The organism is Psychrobacter sp. I-STPA10, assembly GCF_021012795.1.
Taxonomy (GTDB): Bacteria; Pseudomonadota; Gammaproteobacteria; order Pseudomonadales; family Moraxellaceae; genus Psychrobacter.
Map to the genome: position 1 here is coordinate 73,641 of NZ_VFYU01000031.1, position 21,927 is coordinate 95,567.

21 protein-coding genes and 1 pseudogene are annotated in these 21,927 nt (G+C 40.4%); 21 read left to right on the forward strand and 1 reads right to left on the reverse strand.

Annotated features, from left to right (window positions below; all coding sequences use genetic code 11):
* The first annotated feature begins 158 nt into the window (after positions 1-158).
* The 21 genes from FHK89_RS14245 (at position 159) to FHK89_RS14345 (ending at position 20,911) form a co-directional block, all read left to right on the forward strand.
* Positions 159-1,430, forward strand: coding sequence for an NRAMP family divalent metal transporter (locus FHK89_RS14245; protein WP_230661633.1), 1,272 nt, complete (start codon positions 159-161; stop codon positions 1,428-1,430).
* A 137-nt stretch (positions 1,431-1,567) separates the two neighbouring features.
* Entirely contained in the window at positions 1,568-2,311 is a 744-nt protein-coding gene (locus tag FHK89_RS14250) for a hypothetical protein (protein WP_230661635.1), read from the forward strand.
* A gap of 54 nt (positions 2,312-2,365) precedes the next feature.
* Positions 2,366-3,442 (forward strand): LysR family transcriptional regulator, encoded by a 1,077-nt coding sequence (locus FHK89_RS14255; RefSeq protein ID WP_230661636.1) that lies wholly within the window; start codon positions 2,366-2,368, stop codon positions 3,440-3,442.
* Between the two features lie 329 nt (positions 3,443-3,771).
* On the forward strand, positions 3,772-4,665 hold the full coding sequence (gene prpB, locus FHK89_RS14260; protein WP_230661638.1) for a methylisocitrate lyase: 894 nt from the start codon (positions 3,772-3,774) through the stop codon (positions 4,663-4,665).
* A gap of 82 nt (positions 4,666-4,747) precedes the next feature.
* Positions 4,748-5,443: a DUF2059 domain-containing protein gene (locus FHK89_RS14265; protein WP_230661640.1), complete on the forward strand. Its 696-nt coding sequence runs from the start codon at positions 4,748-4,750 to the stop codon at positions 5,441-5,443.
* Between the two features lie 81 nt (positions 5,444-5,524).
* Complete coding sequence (gene prpC, locus FHK89_RS14270) at positions 5,525-6,655, forward strand: bifunctional 2-methylcitrate synthase/citrate synthase (protein ID WP_230661642.1); 1,131 nt, start codon at positions 5,525-5,527, stop codon at positions 6,653-6,655.
* A gap of 396 nt (positions 6,656-7,051) precedes the next feature.
* Positions 7,052-7,480, forward strand: coding sequence for a PaaI family thioesterase (locus FHK89_RS14275; RefSeq protein WP_230661644.1), 429 nt, complete (start codon positions 7,052-7,054; stop codon positions 7,478-7,480).
* 192 nt (positions 7,481-7,672) lie between these two features.
* On the forward strand, positions 7,673-10,297 hold the full coding sequence (gene acnD / locus FHK89_RS14280; RefSeq protein WP_230661670.1) for a Fe/S-dependent 2-methylisocitrate dehydratase AcnD: 2,625 nt from the start codon (positions 7,673-7,675) through the stop codon (positions 10,295-10,297).
* A 99-nt stretch (positions 10,298-10,396) separates the two neighbouring features.
* Entirely contained in the window at positions 10,397-11,071 is a 675-nt protein-coding gene (locus tag FHK89_RS14285; protein WP_230661646.1) for a hypothetical protein, read from the forward strand.
* A gap of 83 nt (positions 11,072-11,154) precedes the next feature.
* On the forward strand, positions 11,155-11,418 hold the full coding sequence (locus FHK89_RS14290) for a type II toxin-antitoxin system Phd/YefM family antitoxin (protein WP_227430350.1): 264 nt from the start codon (positions 11,155-11,157) through the stop codon (positions 11,416-11,418).
* Positions 11,411-11,704 (forward strand): Txe/YoeB family addiction module toxin, encoded by a 294-nt coding sequence (locus tag FHK89_RS14295; protein WP_230661648.1) that lies wholly within the window; start codon positions 11,411-11,413, stop codon positions 11,702-11,704. Before FHK89_RS14290 ends, FHK89_RS14295 begins: the two co-directional genes overlap by 8 nt.
* A 113-nt stretch (positions 11,705-11,817) precedes the next feature.
* On the forward strand, positions 11,818-12,084 hold the full coding sequence (locus tag FHK89_RS14300; protein WP_230661650.1) for a type II toxin-antitoxin system Phd/YefM family antitoxin: 267 nt from the start codon (positions 11,818-11,820) through the stop codon (positions 12,082-12,084).
* 29 nt (positions 12,085-12,113) lie between these two features.
* On the forward strand, positions 12,114-13,388 hold the full coding sequence (gene prpF, locus FHK89_RS14305; RefSeq protein WP_230661652.1) for a 2-methylaconitate cis-trans isomerase PrpF: 1,275 nt from the start codon (positions 12,114-12,116) through the stop codon (positions 13,386-13,388).
* A gap of 153 nt (positions 13,389-13,541) precedes the next feature.
* Complete coding sequence (locus FHK89_RS14310) at positions 13,542-14,144, forward strand: GNAT family N-acetyltransferase (protein WP_230661654.1); 603 nt, start codon at positions 13,542-13,544, stop codon at positions 14,142-14,144.
* A 36-nt stretch (positions 14,145-14,180) separates the two neighbouring features.
* Positions 14,181-14,549, forward strand: a complete 369-nt coding sequence (locus tag FHK89_RS14315; protein WP_230661656.1) for an immunity 51 family protein — start codon at positions 14,181-14,183, stop codon at positions 14,547-14,549.
* Entirely contained in the window at positions 14,533-14,907 is a 375-nt protein-coding gene (locus FHK89_RS14320) for a VanZ family protein (protein WP_230661657.1), read from the forward strand. The genes FHK89_RS14315 and FHK89_RS14320 overlap by 17 nt, the downstream gene beginning before the upstream one ends.
* A 34-nt stretch (positions 14,908-14,941) precedes the next feature.
* Positions 14,942-15,265 (forward strand): DUF2834 domain-containing protein, encoded by a 324-nt coding sequence (locus FHK89_RS14325; RefSeq protein ID WP_230661658.1) that lies wholly within the window; start codon positions 14,942-14,944, stop codon positions 15,263-15,265.
* Positions 15,266-15,481: 216 nt separating this feature from the next.
* Positions 15,482-16,972, forward strand: coding sequence for a bifunctional 2-methylcitrate dehydratase/aconitate hydratase (locus FHK89_RS14330; protein WP_230661659.1), 1,491 nt, complete (start codon positions 15,482-15,484; stop codon positions 16,970-16,972).
* 356 nt (positions 16,973-17,328) lie between these two features.
* Positions 17,329-18,231, forward strand: coding sequence for a substrate-binding periplasmic protein (locus FHK89_RS14335; protein ID WP_230661661.1), 903 nt, complete (start codon positions 17,329-17,331; stop codon positions 18,229-18,231).
* A 393-nt stretch (positions 18,232-18,624) separates the two neighbouring features.
* A complete protein-coding gene (locus FHK89_RS14340) occupies positions 18,625-19,356 on the forward strand; it encodes a DarT1-associated NADAR antitoxin family protein (RefSeq protein ID WP_230661662.1) in 732 nt (243 codons plus the stop codon).
* A gap of 172 nt (positions 19,357-19,528) precedes the next feature.
* The gene (locus FHK89_RS14345) at positions 19,529-20,911 is read left to right on the forward strand and encodes a DUF2868 domain-containing protein (RefSeq protein WP_230661664.1); all 1,383 of its coding nucleotides are present in this window, start codon (positions 19,529-19,531) and stop codon (positions 20,909-20,911) included.
* Positions 20,912-20,966: 55 nt separating this feature from the next.
* Here the strand turns inward: FHK89_RS14345 and FHK89_RS14350 are convergent.
* Positions 20,967-21,862: pseudogene (locus FHK89_RS14350) on the reverse strand (IS3 family transposase); the annotation flags it as partial.
* Positions 21,863-21,927 lie beyond the last annotated feature (65 nt).

Here is a 21,927-nt window from a genome sequence, read left to right on the forward strand (position 1 = left end):
GTACAATTTTTTCAAGCAAACTGACATTTATAACCTATATAAATAGGTATGCAGTTGACTAAAAAATATTCAACATTGTCTCATAGACGTGTTAAAGTCTGCGTTTTTTAACCAATTATAGGCTCTATCTAGGGGCTGTATATTAAATTGAGGAAACCATGACTTTGCAAACCAATCACACCGAACCTGCCTCGACGCCAAAAAAAATGAGCTGGAAAATATTTGGCCCTGGTATATTAATGGCATCAGCAGCCATTGGAGGATCTCATTTGATCTCTTCAACCCAAGCAGGAGCTTTATATGGCTGGCAATTGGCAATTATGATTATTCTTGCCAATCTATTTAAATATCCATTTTTTCGCTTTGGTACAGACTATGTTTATGATACTGGCGAGAGTTTGATTGCAGGTTATGCCAAAAAATCCAAAACTTATTTATGGATATATTTTATCTTATCCATTGCTTCTGCGGTGATTAGTACAGGTGCAGTGGCATTGTTAGCAGCCGTGATATTGGGCTTTATGTTGCCTGCTGGTGTTGAGTTATCGACGGTCATGCTATCGCTGATTGTGATGGGTGTATCATGGGTATTTTTGATTGCTGGGCATTATAAACTGCTCGATGGGGTGACTAAATGGATCATGATTGCATTGACCATCACTACCATTGCGGCGGTGTTGATTGCCGCTGGACAACCTGCGGTGATGACTGCTGATTTTGTTGCTGCATCACCATGGAATCTAGCCACACTGGGCTTTATTGTGGCATTAATGGGCTGGATGCCAGCACCGCTTGAGTTTGCAGCCATCACCTCAATGTGGACTTCGGTAAAAGTAGAAACTGATCACACAACCCACCGTCAAGGCTTAATTGATTTTAATGTGGGCTATGCCACCTCTGCAATTTTGGCTTTATTTTTCTTGGCATTAGGCGTGTATGTGCAATATGGCTCAGGAGAAGAAATTCAAACGGCAAGCGGTGCTGCCTATGTCGGACAGCTTATTAATATGTATACCGCGACTATTGGAGAGTGGTCTCGATTTTTGGTTGCCTTTGTTGCCTTTATGTGTATGTTTGGCACAACCATCACCTGTGCTGATGGTTATGGACGAGCCAATGCGGAGTGTTGGCGTTTACTCAAAGGTGAGACAGCAATCAGTCAGAAGCAAGTGCTATTTTGGACCACTTATGCTACTGCTGGTGGTCTTATCATCATTGCTTTCTTTACTGGTAAATTAGCAGACATGCTTAAATTTGCCATGATTTCTGCCTTTATTTCAGCGCCCATTTTTGGCTGGTTAAATTACTCCTTGGTTAAAAGTCGCCAACGACTTTCTGCTGGTATGCAAGCTTTATCCATTGCAGGACTGGTGTTTTTGGCAGGATTTACCCTCTTATTCTTGCTGAATTTGGCTGGCATGTTTGCATAAATATCGCAGTTTTACTGGGTGACTTAGAATCAATATATGAGGTGTGCTATCTGTATTAAGAAGTTTACACTGATTGTATTGTATTGGCATTTAATTTATATCAAAGTATGAATATAAGAATCTAACTGGAGCAAACCATGAGCCCATTTTTTGCCAAAAAACCTGTTCTGATCCCTATTTGTGCGGCTCTACTCACGGCTTTATTGGGATTGACAAGCTGTGAAAAGATCACAAAAGATCCAATGAAACAAACCATTCCCACCAATGCTGAACGCTGGGAGGACAAACTAGGTGATACTTTTGATCAGCTCTCTAGCGAAGATAGACAACTACTTAGCCGATATATGCTACGGATGAAACTCAGTGGTGCTTATGATTCTGGTGCAATGCCACGTACTACCATTGGTGATGCACTCAAACAGCAACGTGAATATGAAGCACTGCACCCGAATAATCCTACTGGTAAAAAAAGCCCAATTGACACAGCAACCCAAAATCCTAGTTTTGCCCAAACCTATCCCATTACCTTGCTGCCGATTGAGCAAAGCAGTGAGGAAGGGCTAAACAATGTCAAACTACGCCTGCTGTTGACTAACAATGGTATGCAGCCTATTGAATCATTTGCTGGTACCATTACCATGCAGGCAGATACGTTTAAAAAAGGCATGGATATTAATGTCCCCATCACCACATTCAATCCACCCATTGCCCCTAGTTCCTCTGGCAAAATGGCAGTGAGTAGTAGTATTGAAAACTTAAATATCATTCGTGCAATCAAAGATCCCCAATCTGTCACTGTCAAAATCAGCTCAGGTAACATCATCTTAGCAGATGGTCAAACTGTGCAGATTGAGCAAGTATTAGAAGGCACAAGTAAATAGTGTCTGTTGTTGTGGGATTTTTTTATGTATTGAAGTATGTTTTAAAGAATGGTTATGCAGCTTAAACAATTACATGCTTTTCATGCCGTTGCTGTCTCAAAAAGTTTTAGTGAGGCAGCAACCACGACAAAATTATCACAACCTACTTTAAGCCGTCTAATTAAGCAGCTTGAAGAAGATATCGGCACCCAGCTACTCGATCGTTATCATCGCCCTTTACAGCTAACCCCTGCTGGCGTGTTTTTTTTGCAACACACACAATCACTATTAACAGAGCTTGAAACGGTGATTAACATCACCAAACGCATTGCAACGCCACAATCTACATTAAATATTGGTTTTGTACCTTCGGTGCTTTATGGTTTATTACCTGATATTATTAGCCGCCTAAAGTTGTCCATGCCTGATCTGGAAATACAGCTAAAAGACATCAACTCTTATCAGCAAATTGCCGCCCTTAAATCAGGCGAGATTGATGTCGGATTTGGACGTTTTGCCATTACCTCTCATACTCATACCGCACCAATTTCTATAAATGGTTCATTGTCTACAAAGCGGTTATCAAAACAGACAAGTGACACCGCCAAAAAACTTGTTTCCTCTGTAGTGGATGGTCAGCAGCGCCCACACAAAAATCTGCCAACTTCTACTCAGGTCAGGCAAATTTTGTTACGCCATGAGCGTTATGTGGTGGCATTACCCAAGCTGCATCCCTTAGCAAATGTACCCAATCAGCACTTAATGAATTTAGCTGACAATCATCTTATTTTATATCATCAAACGCACCTGCCCATATCAAGCCCCGATGCAGTGCGTGAGCCTTTATTACATCTATTTGCCCAACATGGTATCCAGCCTTATAACACCACGACTGTGAGTGATTTACAAGTCGCATTAGGATTGGTGGCAGCCGGTGAAGGCATTACCTTAGTACCTGATAGCCTAAAAACAGTACGCACCCAGCAAATCACCTATCAGCGTTTGATACATGAAAATGCCACCTCCCCCATTTACCTTAATATATTACAAAGTATTCCTCACCCTGCTTTTGCTGCATTGCTAGAAGCAATTTATAGTATTTATGAAGAAAAAGGCATCACCTATCGCCGCTTTGAAAATGCATCAAATTAAAATGTACGCAAAAAATGACAGCAAGATAAAACAACAATCACCATTCAGGCGTGTACCCATAATATTTTTGTAACTTTATGTAATAAAAGATCATAGATTGAACCCATCAAGTTGCAACTATTGAATACAAGCCAGCCTTTTTATTTATTATCGTGATATATTTATTTGAAAAACAAATAGATTAAAATTTTATAAATATAAAAATCAATTAATCTTAAATATATAGCAATATAAACCCAAACCAACTACTTTCCCCTGCCCGCACAAATCGCTATCATAATCCTACCAATAAGATGCTTTATCAATCACAAATAAAAAAGGAATCAACCATGTCTCAGCTTTCTGCAGGTGCACGCTTTCGTCAAGCCATGCAACAACAAAATGAGCAAAACTTACCCTTACAAATCGTTGGTACAATCAATGCTTATACTGCAATGATGGCAACCAGAGTGGGTCATAAAGCTGTCTATATATCGGGTGGCGGTGCGGCTAATGCCTCTTATGGCTTACCTGACTTGGGTATGACCAGTCTAGATAATGTGCTAGAAGATGCTCATCGCATCACCAATGCGGTGGATACGCCTTTATTGGTCGACATTGATACAGGTTGGGGTGGCGCCTTTAACATTGCCCAAACCATCAAAAAAATGGAAAAAGCTGGCGTGGCAGCAGTACATATTGAAGACCAAGTGGCACAAAAACGCTGTGGCCACCGTCCTAATAAAGAGATTGTCTCTACTAATGAGATGGTTGACCGCCTAAAAGCTGCTTTGGACGCTAAAGTTGATCCTGATTTTGTGGTAATGGCTCGTACGGATGCTTTAGCAGTTGAAGGCTTAGACGCTGCTGTTGAGCGTGCTGTTGCCTTTCAAGAAGCAGGTGCGGATATGATATTTGCTGAAGCCTTGACCGATATCGAGATGTATCGCAAGTTTACCGATGTGCTAGAGATACCAGTATTGGCAAATATGACTGAGTTTGGACAAACGGATTTGTATACCACCGAGCAGCTTTATAATGTTGGCGTACAAATGGTACTGTATCCACTCTCAGCATTTCGTGCGATGAATAAAGCGGCCCTTAACGTCTATGAACATATCCTAAAAGATGGCACACAAGCAAATGTCATTGACACCATGCAAACTCGTATGGAGCTATATGATTTTCTAAATTACCATCAGTTTGAGCAAACCTTAGACAAACTATTTGCTGATAAAAAGTAGTAGAATGTCTCTACTTTAGTTTATTGCCACTTTGGCTTGATGACTAAATTTATACCATAAAGGTTAATTTAATAGGAAATTTATGAGTTTATATACTGCAAAACCTACGACCAAAGTAGCATTCACAACGGTTGCTTTGGTAACAGTGCTGTTGATTGGTGGTTGTGATAAAAAAGAATCAACCACTGATACTACTACTGATACGGCAACTGTGACAGAGACCACGGAGGCAGCCACAACCGCGCCAACAACGACAGATACTACAGTCAATGAAAATAATGACAATGTAGCAACGCCTGAACCAGCAGCACCCGCAACTGGTGTTGATACGACTTTAGCACAGCTTAGTTCGGATACTTTAAATAATATGGTATTTGAACCGTTGATTAACAGCGGACAACTAACCGCTGAACAAAAAGCTTGTCTTGAAGCGCGTGATAAAAATATTGGCTTAGCAGAGTCACAAGCTTATTTTGAAAGCAAACTGACTAAAGAAGAGCTTGATAAGCTCAATGCGTTTTACTCCTCTGATGTTGGCAAAAAATTGATTATCTATGGCAATGAGCAGCTACAAACACTCAACGGACAACAGGTAACCAATCCCCTGCCAGCCCCTTCTGAGCAAGAGATGGCAGAGATGCAGCAGTTTATGCAGTCACCCGTAGGACAAAAGTATATGGCATTAAACAATGCCGAAGGTGCAGGTAGTATGTATGAAGCATTAAACCCAACCATACAGGCTGAGCTTTCACGCTGTAATATTAATATGAATCAGTAAATTTTTTTATTATTCATACGCTACAAGTAGCAAATCAACTTTAACACCACTTGAAATCAACCAAACAAAAGGAAATTGATTATGGCAGCAGGAAAACAACTCTCAGGTGCAGGACTTCGTGGACAAGTCGCTGGCAAAACCTCTTTATCAACTGTTGGTAAGTCAGGATCAGGTTTGACTTATCGTGGCTATGATATCAAAGACTTAGCCGAACAGTGCGTATTTGAAGAAGTCGCCTATTTATTGCTTTATGGCGAACTGCCCACCCAAGCACAACTTGATGAGTATCAAGCAACCCTTAAAAACTTACGTGACCTTCCCAAACCACTAAAAGATGTCCTAGAGCGTATCCCCAAAGATGCGCACCCAATGGACGTACTGCGTACAGGCTGTTCTATGCTGGGCAACCTTGAGCCAGAAAATAGCTTTGATGAACAGCTTGATAAAACCAACCGTATGTTGGCAGCCTTCCCAAGCATCATTAACTACTGGTATCGCTACAGCCATGATGGCGTGCAAATCGACTGTGTCACCGATGATGCCACCATTGGTGGGCATTTCTTACATCTATTAACTGGTAAAGCTCCAAGTGAGTTGCATGAGCGAGTGATGAACGTATCACTAATATTGTATGCAGAGCATGAGTTTAATGCTTCTACCTTTACCGCACGTGTATGTGCCTCTACCCTATCAGATATTTTCTCTTGTATCACTGGGGCGATTGGTACGCTGCGTGGGCCTTTGCATGGTGGTGCAAATGAGGCGGCAATGGAGCTTATCGAAGGCTTTGATTCACCTGAAGCTGCTGAAGAAGGCTTGATGGGTATGCTTGAGCGTAAAGAGAAAATCATGGGCTTTGGTCATGCCATCTATAGCGAATCTGACCCGCGCAATGTGATTATTAAAGGTTGGGCAGAGAAGCTGTCTAAAGATGTTGGTGATGAGGTGTTATATCCTGTATCTGTTCGCTGTGAAGAAGTGATGTGGCGTGAGAAAAAATTGTTCTGTAATGCCGACTTTTTCCATGCATCCACCTATAACTTTATGGGTATTCCAACCAAACTATTTACCCCCATCTTTGTTTGCTCACGCCTGACAGGTTGGGCGGCACATGTATTTGAGCAACGTGCTAATAACCGCATCATTCGCCCAAGTGCCGAATATGTCGGTGAAGCACCCAGAGAAGTACCGCCCATTGCTGAGCGTGGCTAATTTGTCCCTTTATTGATTTTTTTACTAATCTCTTTGCTAGAGTCGTGCCTTTTTAAGACTTGCTTTAGCAGCCTGTTTTAGTTTTATTTTTGCTAGTGTTTCAAAAAGTATGCTGTGGTTATTTTTAATGAATTACCATAATTTTTGCCCTCCCCCTAGCGCCCTCTTTTTAGGAATTTCTATTTAAAGAAATTCCCTTGCGAGGCTAAAATTGCAATGCAATTTTTTAACGCCTCTCAGGGAGGGGGTAGCATACTTTTTAAAACACCACCTTATTTTTTAGCTCTGATGGTTTGGTGGGTTATTGCTAATCCACCCTACGAAGTTTATCTCAATGTTTCCTACAAAGATTAATATTCAACAGCCCCTAATAAAACACCAAAAGGAATGCAATAAATGGATTTAAGTGAATTTGCTACTCAAATTTTTGCATCACAACCATTTAGCCAGTTTATTGAAGCTCGTTTAACTGAGGTAACAAGTGACAGTGCCACCATTGAGATTGAGTTAAAGCCGCATCATTTGCAACAGCATGGCTTTGCGCATGGCGGGGTGATTAGTTATTTGGCGGATAATGCCATTACTTTTGCAGGCGGTTTGGCGTTACAAGGCAATGCGTTAACGTCTGAATTTAAAATCAATTATCTAAAACCTGCTCAAGGGAAAAAGCTACGTTGTCATGCTCGGGCGGTATCACACGGTCGCAAACAAGCGGTATGTGTGGCAGAGGTTTTTGTCATCAATAATGATACCGTGAATAACGGTGATGATGGTGCTGAGGTTTTATGTGCCATCGCTCAAGGCACGGTGGTCAAAGCTGGCTAAACTTACAAAATTAAGATTAAGATTCAACTCATTTAACCAACATAATTTAGCGAGGAACAACAAAAGAAATTTTTACTTATACATTTATGATTTGTCCCATAAAAATGCGTGAACATTGTTAACCAAACCCACGTTAACCAAACCCACAATCCAATTAGCAAGGTAATCACTATGACCACACCTAGCCAACCGATGAATAATCAATATAAAAAACAATTAGCTGACAGCGATTTGTATTATTTTGATACCCGTCAAGCAATCGAAGACATTGAAGCAGGCGCGTATGACAAACTGCCCTACTGCTCGAAAGTCTTTGCCGAAAACTTAGTACGCCGCTGCCCTCCTGAGCAATTAACCGCTGCCCTTAAACAACACATTGAGCGTAAGCAAACCTTGGATTTTCCTTGGTATCCTGCGCGTGTGGTCTGTCATGATATTTTGGGACAGACGGCATTTGTTGATTTGGCAGGCTTGCGTGATGCCATCGCTGAGCAAGGCGGTGACCCCTCCAAAGTTAATCCAATTGTACCAACGCAATTGATTGTTGACCACTCTTTAGCAGTGGAACACCCCGGTTATGAAGAAGATGCTTTTGCCAAAAATCGGGCGGTGGAAGAGCGTCGTAATGAAGACCGTTTCCACTTTATTAATTGGTGTCAGACGGCGTTTGATAATGTCAATGTCGTGCCTCCTGGTAATGGCATTATGCACCAGATTAACCTTGAGAAAATGTCACCTATGATACAAGTGATGCACAATCAAGACGGTGAAAAAGTCGCCTTTCCTGATACTTTAGTCGGTACAGATAGCCACACGCCTATGGTCGATGCATTGGGGGTGATTTCCATCGGGGTCGGTGGTCTTGAGGCCGAAAGTGTGATGCTTGGTAATCCGTCGATGATGCGTCGTCCTGATTTTGTGGGTGTTGAGATTACTGGCAAACTTAAAGAAGGCATTACTGGTACAGATTTGGTATTGGCAATGACCGAATTTTTGCGTAACGAAGGCGTGGTATCCACTTATATTGAGTTTTTTGGTGAAGGCGCACGTAGCTTAACTGTGGGTGATAGAGCCTCTATCTCAAATATGACCCCAGAATATGGGGCAACGGCAGCGATGTTTTATATTGACGAGCAAACCATAGATTATCTGCGTTTGACTGGTCGCACCGAAGCGCAAATCCAATTGGTTGAACAGTATGCCAAAGAAACTGGCTTGTGGGCTGATGGTATGGCAAACGCTGAGTATGAGCGGGTATTGCAGTTTGATTTAAATCAAGTCACTCGTAACTTAGCTGGCCCTTCACGCCCGCACGCGCGTGTACCGACGGCTGAGCTTGCCGTTCGTGGTATTGCCCATAAAGAAAACGAAGCCTTACCGCAAAGTGAAGATGGTTTAATGCCAGATGGTGCAGTGATTATCGCTGCCATTACCAGTTGTACCAATACCTCGAACCCCCGCAATATGATTGCCGCAGGTTTGATTGCACGCAATGCGGCTCGTTTGGGGCTGACTCGTAAGCCTTGGGTAAAAACCTCGCTTGCCCCCGGCTCTAAAACGGTGAAGTTATACCTTGAAGATGCAGGCTTGTTAGATGACTTGCAGCAGCTTGGATTTGATGTAGTGGCATTTGCTTGTACCACCTGTAATGGCATGAGTGGGGCGTTAGACCCTGCGATTCAGCAAGAAATTATTGACCGTGATTTGTATACCACCGCGGTATTGTCAGGTAATCGTAATTTTGATGGACGTATTCACCCCTATGCCAAAGAGGCGTATTTGGCATCACCGCCATTAGTAGTAGCGTATGCGATTGCAGGCACGATTCGCTTTGATATCGAAAAAGATGCGCTTGGTTATGATAAAGACGGACAGCCTGTGTATCTAAAAGATATCTGGCCATCAGATGCTGAGATTAATGCGTTAGTAAAAGCACATGTAAAACCTGAGCAATTTGACAGTGTTTATATCCCCATGTTTGATGCCTCAGTGCTGGAAGATGCCACCTCTGACCCACTATATGACTGGCGTGAGATGAGTACTTATATCCGTCGTCCTCCCTATTGGGAAGGGGCAATGGCACGAGCCAATCGACTTAAAGGTATGCGTCCATTAGCGGTATTGGGTGATAATATTACCACTGACCATTTGTCACCTTCTAATGCCATTTTACCCTCTTCTGCCGCTGGCGAGTATTTGGCAAAAATGGGCTTACCCGAAGAAGACTTTAACTCTTATGCGACCCACCGTGGTGACCATTTGACCGCCCAACGGGCGACTTTTGCCAATCCAAAACTGCTTAACGAAATGGTACGCAAAAACGATGGTAGTATTGACCAAGGCTCTTATATTCGTGTCGAGCCAGAAGGCAAAGTCATGCGTATGTGGGAAGGTATTGAAACCTATATGCAGCGTGACCAACCGCTGATTATCATCGCAGGCGATGGCTATGGACAAGGCTCTAGCCGTGATTGGGCGGCAAAAGGTGTACGTCTGGCAGGCGTGGAATGTATCGTCGCTGAAAACTTTGAGCGTATCCACCGTCAAAATTTAGTCGGTATGGGGGTATTGCCATTGCAGTTCCAAGACGGTGTCAATCGGCAAACACTAAAACTTGATGGTACAGAAACTTATGATGTCATTGGTACGCCAAGTGCAGGCGGTGAGATGACTTTGGTGATTAATCGCCAAGATGGTCGCAGCGAGCAGGTAGCGGTTAAAGTACGTCTGGATACTGAAGATGAGGTCGAGATGTATAATAACGGCGGTATGCTACAGCGTTTTGCTAAGGAGTTTTTGGCGAAGAGTGCGGCTTAGAATATTCTATCTCATGCTATAAGTGTATAAAATGAATGAAAGCCAAGTAATGCTATTTGGCTTTCATTTTTTACTACCATTTTTTTATAAACATTTATTATGACTAAACATGAGTTTTCTTATATCGGTGCAGATTATTTTTCTTTAATTTTACGCATAGCAGCCAATTATGCTTGTCCCGCCCCCTATGCTGATTGGACAATATTAGCCATTGGTCAATTAATCCATCAATCTGATATTTTTATTATATTTGACTATGATGATATGCGTTTTTTAGATACTGATTTTATTACGACAGACTATCAATGGCTTTTTGTTTATCAACAACTTGCACGAGCTTGTCATGTTATCCAAAATATGCCAGCAATAATAGATTTTTCGACGTGGCATTATTTAAATGCTGGAGAATGGGGAAATGCTATTGATACCACTAAATTAAAAAAAGCGGCAAAATTACTGCTAAAAGATTTTGTCAGTATTGCTAATTTTCCAGATTTACATGCAGAATGGTTATTATTTTTTAGAATTTTACATGAGAATAAATATGACTATGAAATAAACCAAGCATTACCTTATCCATCTACATTTATGATGACTCATAACAAATACTGCTTAGTTGATGATAAAGGTAATCAAGTTGATTGGTATGATATTTTTCACGTTAGCATATCTCATGATGCTTATCAGTTAGTTAGCCATTTAACAAAGCTACATTTTTCGCTTGGCTGTAAAAACGTTATGGTTAGGTCAATTGATTCTGAGAATTTCATGTAATTAGGACTTACGCAATATGAGTAGCAAATATGGCTAAACCATCTTATACTTGTACTATAAATTGTACAATTAAGGAATAAGCCATGCGTGTTGTTAGCTTTTCACAAGCCAGAAAGCATTTTAAAGAAGTATTAGACACAGTTATAGAAGATGCTGATGCGACGATTGTTACCCGACGTGATGCAGATGATGCGGTGGTCATGTCACTTGAACATTATAATAGCTTGATGGAAACCGTTTATTTGCTTAAATCCCCTGCCAATGCCAATCATTTGGCAAAATCCATCGCTCAATATCAAGCAGGAAAAACTGCTGTTAGAGAACTGCACGAGCTAGACGATGAATAATAGTAGGCAAGAAAGCAGACGAGATAACAATCGCTTGCTGGCATGGACTGATGAGGCATGGAAGGATTATATATATTGGCAAACACAAGATAAAAAAACCCTGAAACGCATTAACAAGCTGATTACCGACTGCAAACGCTCACCATTTTCAGGAATTGGTAAACCTGAGCCGTTAAAAGAGAATTTATCAGGGTTTTGGTCACGTAGAATTGATGACAGTCATCGTTTGGTTTATGTGGTTGATGAAGCGTATTTAACCATCATCTCTTGTCGCTATCATTATTAAAGCCATTATTGATAATTGAGTTGATAATCTAAGCCACTGGTTTAAATAATTGCTAAAATAAGACCTAAATTTAGTGCCTTATAAAAACAAGTTACAAGAAATAGGATAAAACCATGCAACCCATATTTGCCAATCATACCGCCAGTATCTCAGAATTAAAACGCAACCCCACTGCCCTATTAAAGCAAGCAGATGGTCAGCCGATTGCTATTTTAAATCACAATAAACCATCAGGGTATCTTGTGCCTGCCGAAACCTATGAAAAAATGATGGAATTATTGGAGGATTTAGAGCTAGGTAAAATTGCAGAACAGCGTATGAATGATAAAGACAAAGCTATTAGAGTAACCTTAGATGAATTACTATCTGATGACTTTTAACTTCTAATTAAAACCTAAAAGGACTTTCCATGACTCAAACTACACAACCTTTTGCCCCACAAATTTCTGTTCCTGCTACCTATATGCGTGGTGGTACGTCAAAAGGCATATTTTTTAAACTCTCTGATTTACCCAAATCTTGTCAAACCGCTGGCAAGGCTTGTGACCAGTTTTTATTACGCGTCATCGGTAGCCCTGACCCTTATGGTAAGCAAATTGACGGCTTGGGTAATGGCAGTTCCTCCACCTCAAAATCGGTGATTTTATCTAAATCAGATAAGCCCGACCACGATGTCAACTATCTATTTGGACAAGTAAATATCAGTAAGCCAATGATAGATTGGGGTGGTAATTGTGGTAATCTCACTGCTGCGGTGGGTGCATGTGCGATTAATATGGGCTTGGTTGATGCCGAGTGTGTTGCTGCCAGCTTTAATGATAGTAAAAATAATGATGGTAAAAATGGCGCAAAAAATAGTGGTATTTGCGAAGTACGCATTTGGCAAGAGAATATCAGCAAAACTATCATTGCGCATGTGCCTGTTTATTTAGATGCCAATCAAAAGGTACAGGTACAAGAAACGGGTGATTTTGAATTAGATGGAGTCACCTTCCCTGCGGCTGAAGTAAAAGTTGAGTTTATCGACCCTGTAGATGCTACTAGCGATATGTTCCCCACTGGTAATTTAGTTGATAGCTTTGCTGTGCCAGAGTATCCAGAATTGGGCGAGTTACAAGCGACTTTTATTAATGCGGGTATCCCTACTATTTTTGTTAATGCGGAGGCGTTAGGCTTTACTGGTACTGAATTGCAAGGTGATGTCAATAGTGATGATAAACTGCTTGCCAAGTTAGAAACCATTCGTGCTTATGGTGGCGTGGCGATGGGATTATTTAACGATATTAGTGAAGCCCAAAGCAGTCAGCATGTGCCAAAACTAGCATGGGTTGCCAAACCTGCCAGCTATACTGCCTCAAGTGGCAAAACGGTATCAGCAGATGAGATTGATTTGCTTGTGCGGGCAATGAGTATGGGGCAACTTCATCATGCGATGATGGGAACAGCCGCCGTTGCCATTGCTGCTGCTGCAACTACCTTTGATGAGAAACAAGGTACATTGGTCAATCAAGCGGCTGGTGGTGGTGAATTATCAGAAGTGCGTTTTGGTCACCCTTCTGGGACGTTATTGGTGGGCGGAAAAACCGAGCAAGTTGAAGGTCGCTGGCAAGCCAAAAAGGTATCGATGAGCCGTTCAGCAAGACGAATTATGGTGGGTGAGGTATTTGTTCCGTTTGACGATTGATACAACTCATTAGGGGCTGTTGAACTGTCACTCCGTTAGGCTAAAATTTTTTATTTTATCTAACAGTATCGAATAAGGAAAAACTATGAGTCATAAGCAATAATCTATAAAATAGGTAAGTCTTATATACTATTGGAAAGTAAAAATTAAATCATGGCTTATAAATTATCTATTAAAACTTTCGATGAGCTGACCAACGTTGACCTGTATCATATTCTGCGCGCCCGCTCGCAGGTCTTTGTGGTTGAGCAAAATTGTGCATATCAAGATATAGACGAGGTGGATTTTGACTGTCTACATTTGGTTGCGCATCAAAATGAAATGCTTATTGGCTATTGTCGTATCATTGCTCCAGAGTTCAGCACACTGATGCCCAAAACGATAGGTGTTTATGGTGCCAAGCCAATGCCTTCTATCGGTCGAGTATTGGTCATGCCCGAGTATCGAGGTACAGGGCTGGCAAGAAAAATGATGAAACAGGCGATTAAGTATTGCCACAAACACTATCGTAAAATCCCAATTATCATCTCTGCACAGACTTATCTGACCCAATTTTATCAGTCGTTAGGCTTTGTTATTGATGGTATGCCATATCTTGAAGATGGTATTGAACATGTAACAATGATTTTAGACCCCAACCAAAAAAAGAAGGGGAAAACCATAAGCGTGGCTGCAACCACCACAAAGCTTTTGTATGGACTATTGGTATTGTTAGCGGCTGTCTTTATCATCGGCTTACTTTATTTAATGGTTTAAACTTATGCAAATTAACGAGAAATTAAGGATAACAAGATGGATAATCAACAGCAGCAAGAGTTTGAACAACAAATCGCTCCATTTTTTTGGGTAGAACATGATAGTAGCGTGTCACTTTGTATGGGTGATGTTGGTGATTATAAAATGGATATTTTTGATAGCCGAGCTGAAGAAGGATTTGAAGGTAATGGCTATGATTGGGCAAGTTTGGCAAGCGTTTTTATTGAAGAGAAACACCCAGAATGGCAAGAGATTATAAATTTTGACCCTGAAGCAGGTATGTTTAGTGCTTATACAGAGATAGAAAATAAAGAAACTTTAAAAGCCTTTGCATTGGCGTTTAAACAACTTTGTGAAGATGAGCAAACCATGTTGGATTTATTTACTCGTGCTGAGCTCGATTAATGCTTTCTTATATCGTTTATTAACCCACTATTGGTGGCAATTATCACTGTTATGTTTAATACTAACAGTGGTATTGTCATTACTCCCTTTACCCAGTCTACCTCCTGCCCCTGGCACAGATAAAACCCATCATCTGATTGCTTATATGGCAATTAGCTTTCCCATTGCGGTGGCAAAACCCAAATATTGGCAAGGGTTATTATTAGGAGTTATTGCTATTAGTGGTGCAATTGAGTTAATCCAGCCGTATGTCAATCGTTATGGGGAGTGGCTAGATTTATTGGCAAATAGTACAGGAGTATTATTAGCAGTGGTTTTGGCTTATATTTGGCAGTTGTTTCTTAATAAAAAAAGCTGATTAACTAAAACAAAATTACGTATTGGAGAAACCAATGCCTAAATCAATAATTTATCTACTACTAGCAGTCATAGGGGCAGTTATTCCCTATACTATTTTTATATTTTGGTTGATGAATAATGGCTTTAATATATCATTGTTTTTTCATTCAATTATTGATAACCCAATTAGCTTATTTGCATGGGTAGATGTACTGATATCTGCTATTGCCTTAATATATTTTATTGTCACGGATAAAAAACCAGTTCCACCAAATAAACGCATACTGAGTATTATCGCAACTTTATTAGTAGGTGTTTCTTGTGGCTTACCTTTGTATCTTTATTTTAGAGAAAATTATACTAATAATGTAAATTAAAAATTACATAAATTAACTGTTTTAAAAATGCCACATACTACGTTACAAGCTTATAGTCTTTTCTCACATAACTCTTTGTCCCTCTTATTGTCGTCCTCCCCTTGCTTATGCTATATTAATTAATAATCATTATCAGTTGATAGTAAGTATTGATTGCTAATGATTATTTTTTAACTTTTAAAATAACTCATTAATTAACATAGCAAGGGAAGCAATATGTCACATAGCAATGTCGAAAGCAATGTTCGTCCAGATTATGACCCAGAAATCCAAAAAATTGCCGATTATGTTTTAAATTATAAAATAGAAAATAGCGAGGCATGGAACACCGCGCGCAACTGCCTGATGGATACCTTAGGTTGTGGTTTACTTGCCCTACGTTTTCCAGAATGTACCAAGCATTTAGGGGCAGATTGTGAGGGGCAAATCACCCCAAATGGGGCAAGAGTTCCGGGGACTTCGCACCGCTTAGACCCCATCAAAGCCGCCTTTGATATTGGCTGTATGATACGCTGGCTGGATTATAACGATACATGGCTGGCTGCTGAATGGGGACACCCATCGGATAACTTGGGCGGGATTTTGGCAACGGCAGATTATATTAGCCAAGTTAATATCAGCCAAGGCCGTGAGCCACTCACCATGAAAGCGGTGCTTGAGGCAATGATTATGGCACACGAAATCCAAGGTGTATTGGCACTAGAAAACTCATTTAACCGTGTCGGTTTAGACCATGTATTTTTGGTCAAACTTGCCTCAACAGCAGTGGTCGCTAAATTACAAAATCTACCACGTGAGCGTGTGATGGCTGCCATTTCTCAAGCCATTGTCGATGGGCAAGCATTGCGTACTTATCGTCATGCCCCCAATGCAGGTAGCCGTAAATCTTGGGCGGCAGGTGATGCCACCAGTCGAGCGGTACGTTTGGTCGATATTGCCAAACGTGGCGAGATGGGTATCCCTGGTGCATTGTCAGCTCCACAATGGGGATTTTATGATGTGCTGTTTAGCCACACCAACAAAGACTTAGCCACCAAACCTGAAGAAGAGCGTAAATTTGCTTTCCAACGTGATTTTGGCAGTTATGTGATGGAAAATGTGCTGTTTAAAATCAGCTTCCCTGCCGAGTTCCATTCACAAACAGCATGTGAAGCCGCAGTAATTTTGCATCCGCAAGTCAAAGACCGCATTGATGAGATTGAAAAAATTGTCTTAACCACTCATGAATCCGCCATTCGTATCATCTCCAAAGAAGGCGAGCTTGCCAACCCTGCCGACCGTGACCATTGTATCCAATATATGGTTGCTGTGCCGCTACTGACAGGCGATTTAATTGCTGAAAACTACGAAGACAGCTACCATGCTCAGCACCCATTGATTGATGAGCTACGCAGTAAAATGGTGGTGGAAGAAGACGAACGCTATTCTAAAGAATATCATGACCCTGACAAACGCTCGATTGCTAATGCCATTCAGGTATTTTTCACCGATGGCAGCAGTACTGATAAAGTGGCGGTGGAATACCCCATCGGGCATAAGCGTCGCCGTGAGAAAGGTATTCCTGTACTAGAGGCGAAGTTTAAAGCCAATTTAGCAACTCGTTTTATTGCCGCTCGTTGTGAGCAGATTTTCGAGCTGTGTACTGACCAAGACAAACTTGAGCAAACGCCAGTCAATGAGTTTATGGATTTGTTTGTGGTTAATTGATATGTAACTGATATATGTAAATTGTAAGATACATTCTCATTTTGCTTTCTTGTTTTCTGATGCGATTTTACTTTAATCTTTGTATTTATATGAATTTATTCATATAATCTTAATAAGATTAATTTATTATTAATAAATAGCTAATAGGACTTACACAAAAGTACGATATTTGTTTTAATAAAGCGGCTGGGAATTATATTGAGCCTCTAGAACTATGTACAGCCTACAGCCAGTGAGTAAGTGATTCCCAGTCGCTAATAAACTATGAAGCTGCGTAATTCCTAATTAAAAATAGTAGTATCTTTGTAAATAAGATACTACTTAATAGGCTGTTTTCTAAAAAACAGGAAAAATCTATGACGTTATACCATGCCCTTTTCTCCTTTCCTCTAATCGCTACTTTATCTTTAGTCGGGTGTAATCAATCTACGCAGGATACTGTCGATTCTCAAGATGATACGTCAGTCAGTACAGATACAGCAGACACCAGCTTACCTGTTCTTAATGTAGCGACTTATGGCGGTGCACCACCTTTTGCTTTTTTAGATACCAAAGGAGAATTGGTTGGTATTGATATTGATACCATTAAAGCTATTGGTGAATTAGAGGGTTTTAGAGTTCATTTTACCAGTATGCCACAACAACATATGTTTGCCTCTGTAGAATCTGGTGCTAATGATTTGGCCATTGCAGGTATCTCTTATAGTGATGATCGTGCAGCGAAATATGGACTGTCAAAGTCTTATATATTCGTTCCGGCTGCTATTATGTATGAAAAGACCAATACAACAATTAATGATAAAAAAATTACCATTCATGGCTTAGAAGATTTAAAAGGATTGAATGTTAGCGGCATTAAGGGTAGTAAACAGGTAGAACAAATGAAGGACGTGGGTGGATATAACCAGCTATCTGAGCCTAATTCCATATTTTTTGCATTTAAAGAGATGGTTAATAAACAATCAGATGCTATTTTTGAGGATAGACAGGTGCTAGAGTATTTAGCAAAAAGCTATCCTGAATATCAGTTTGATATCGTAGATTATGAAGATATGGAAACACCCAGCTCACAACAGGTTATCATGACCAAAAAAAGCAATCAAAAATTGCTGGATAAGCTCAATGATGGCATTGATAAACTCATAGCCAGTGGCAAAATGCAACAAATAGAAGACAAGTGGCTATCTGCCGAACCAATATTACCCGCTAATGTTGCATCCAGTATTGCAACCAACAATACAGAAAGCTTAAACAATTAATATTAGGACCTGTATTTACAACCCATAATGGTAGATTTTTGCCTAAAATAGACGTACTACGGCGTTAAATTTTAGGTTAAATAGAGTGACTATTCGCCCCCAAATTTGCCTTGTATTACACAATTTTAGTTTAAAACTCCCCTGATTTTGGATTATGATTATGAATACAGGTTCTTATTATTGGTGGTGTTCTAAAAAGTATGCGACACTCTCCCTTACTCTCCCTTGCCAGGGAATTGCTTTAAGAGGACAACACCGTAGCTGTTTAGTAGCTCTTTGACTATAAACCTAAACATTTATATTAAAACCATAATCAGCAAATGTTGGTTATGGTTTTTTATTTTTGATATAACATTGCAATATCGTAACATTGAGACACGATAAGGAACTATAATGGCGACCCGTCCTGTATTTATAGCAAACCCCACCCAATCCAAACAAAACCATTCATTAAAAAATCTAGTAGATATTCAAAATGTGGACTTTAAGTGGTTTGCAGGTTTTGCATTGTTACAAAAACAAAAATGTATTGAGTCATTGCATAATGCCCTAAAAGCCAAAAATGCCAATATTCATAATGTATTGGAAATTTCTAGCAAGTCCAAAGATAAGTTAGGCGTGGCATTAAGTGCGTTTAATTTAATGATGAGTAGCCCGCAACATACCAATAAATCAAATCAAGCAGATAAATATTTTAGCGTAGAATGTGCCTTTCAAAGTAGTAAAATTTTTCAAACAGCAGAGCCCGCCAGCCTACCTGTGCAATATTTGGATTTGTTAGATAAAACCTCAAAAGAGGCAAAAACTGACCCTCGTTTAAAAAATTCAGGGGCAATTATTGGCTTTAATTTTAAGGGGCAACATTGGGACAATCAGCCATTAACCGCATTTTATGATTGGCTATATATCACTGCTTTAACTGCTCACCCAGAATATCATCAACCCCTTTTAAGCTATGATGCGTTTACGGATATTGAGTTTAATCCAAAAAAATCCATCAACTGTCAGGCTCATGCGGTGGCGTTATTTTGTGCATTGCTCAGGCGTGGGCTACTCGATAAGGTGATGCAATCACAGTCGCAGTTTTTACGTATTTATGATGACACAATCGAGCTGACTAGCTGATAATAATTAATTTATGCCAAATGGTTCACCACCTTCGATATAATCCATATACTATGGCTATTTCTTATTATCTTTGTTCTTTTATCTTTGTTCTTTTATCTTTGTTCTTTTATCTTTGTTCTTTTATCTTTGTTATTTTATATTTGTCATCTGATTATTTTGTAGAGCCATTATGCTATCCAAACAAGACCAATTAACCGAGCTGGTACGTGAGCTTGAAAGCCAAAACCACGTCTTTAGTGCCGACCCACTACTCATCACTGAAAAGCTCAAAGATGAGCAAGGCACACCGATACAAAAATTGCATTGGCGTGCCTCCAGAATTGATGCCAATGGCTCGCTGGCAGGTACTCTTGGCAAGATTGATGCTCGTATTAAGGGTATTATTATCATCATGAGTGTGATTTGGTGTGTTTCAGGATTTTTGGGATTATTTACCCTACTGCAAGCCAATGTGGTGAACTTTTTTTATGTGTTGGTGTGCCTGCTTGGTTTTCATACCTTGATGTTGCTGGCTTGGTTGGTATTAACCTTGGTCAATCAAGGCAAGCAATCACCAAGTATCATCACCAGTTTTATCAGCCCAAGCCAACTTATTCGTGGTAAAGATGATGTCACCCAAGCGTCGGTGCGTTTATATGAACGCCAGTTGCAACATACAGGTATGCGCTGGTATGTGGGGCGTTTTAGCCATCAACTTTGGCTGGCGACGTTAACGGGTATGCTGTTTGCGATTATCTTTTTACTGATTGTGCGTCAATATACCTTTAGTTGGGAGTCAACCTTATTATCTAATGATACTTTGGTAACACTAACTCAGTGGCTTGGTTGGCTACCCAGTAAGGTTGGTTTTTCTGTGCCTGATGCCAGTGCGGTGGCACAAAGTCGTCTGGTATCTGAGCCTATGCCGTTGACAATCGCCAGACAATGGGCAAGTTTGCTTATTGGTAGTTTGCTGATGTATGGCATTGTGCCTCGTGCGATGGCGTGGGCAGTGTGTGCGTGGCTATTTGCGCATAATAAAATGCGTTTGGATTTAAAACTGCCCTATTATCAAAAAATCATTGATTTTTGGCAACGTGATGTAGTCGATGCTGATGATTTTAATGAGCAGATACAGCCTGTTGCCCCCAAAGCAAAAGTCAGTCAAGGCAAAAAATTGGTGGCCTTATTGGAATATCCATATCATGATGATAATTGGTATCAGTTTAGTGCAGGGCATCATATTGAAGATTTTGGCGTTGTTGATGGGCGTGAGGACATACAACGGCTATTAGATTATTTGGATAATCATGATGTGCAGGTATTGTTAGGCATTCACACTCGTGCCTTACCTGATAGAGGGGTGTTACGCAAACTGGATAAGATTGCCAGTCATGCCAAGCAAGGGCTGGTGGTGCAGTTATTAGCCGATGAAGCATTGCTAAAATTAAGCCGAGATAACCCAGAGCGAATAACCAACGAGCAACGTGAACAACAAAATCAACAGCAACTGCGTTATAACCAATGGCAAAAGGCATTGGCAGAAAGGCAGATTGGTTTGGTGTCGCTTTAAGCTATTTTTTCCTTAGTTTACCAAGTTTTACTCTACGGTTTCTTCAGCATACATCACTACAGTACTGACTGCCTCGGTCTGAATGTACAAGTAAGCCTTTACTGGGCTTTTTGTTTCTAATTGCCATATTCAATGCACGACAGACTAACTCTTTTGTCATACATTTATTTAACGCATAGCCAACCAATTCTTTGGTATAGATGTCTTTTACCCCTGCTAAATATAACCAGCCCTCATTAGTCCAAATATAAGTGATGTCACTAACCCAAGTTTGATTAGGACAACTAGCATCAAATTTTTGCTCAAGCAGGTTAGGATACACAAGTTTGTCATGGTTTGAATCAGTAGTGACTTTAAAGCGTTTGTGTCGTTTACAGTAAATGCCATGCTCTTGTTTAATGCGTCTGACCATATACTTACTAATGTCGTTTCCTTGAGCTGTTAGATGAGCATGTAGTCTCTCGTAGCCATAACGCTGTTTAGTTTCACTATGCGCAGCTCTAACGAGTAGTTCACAGTGATTGCGGTGTATTTGTTGTTCACTGATGTCTCGGTTTAACCAGTCGTAGTAGCTCGAAGCTTTGATATTCAATATCCTGCACATGCTAATAATACTAAAGTCTTGTTGATTAGCTTGTATAAAGGCGTACTTCACTTGCTGACTTTGGCGAAGTACGCTGTGGCCTTTTTTAGTATGTCTCTTTCTTCTTCGGCTACCTTTAACTGACGTTTCAGTCTTTTGTTTTCTTCGATAAGAGCAATAAGCTCAGGGTCATATTGCTGAGTACCTTTAAGCTTGCCTTGGTTAGCTTTGTTCTGCCAGTTTGCTAGGGTTTGCATAGGTATCTTAAGTTCTCTGGCTGTTTGACTGACATTGCCACCATTGTCTGCTATTTTTTTGACAGCTTCAGCTTTAAATTCTACTGTGTAATGGGGTGTTTTCTTTGTCATGGTAAACTCCTATTTGAGACGTTAGTTTACCAAGTTTTACTCTACGGTTTCTTCAGCATACATCA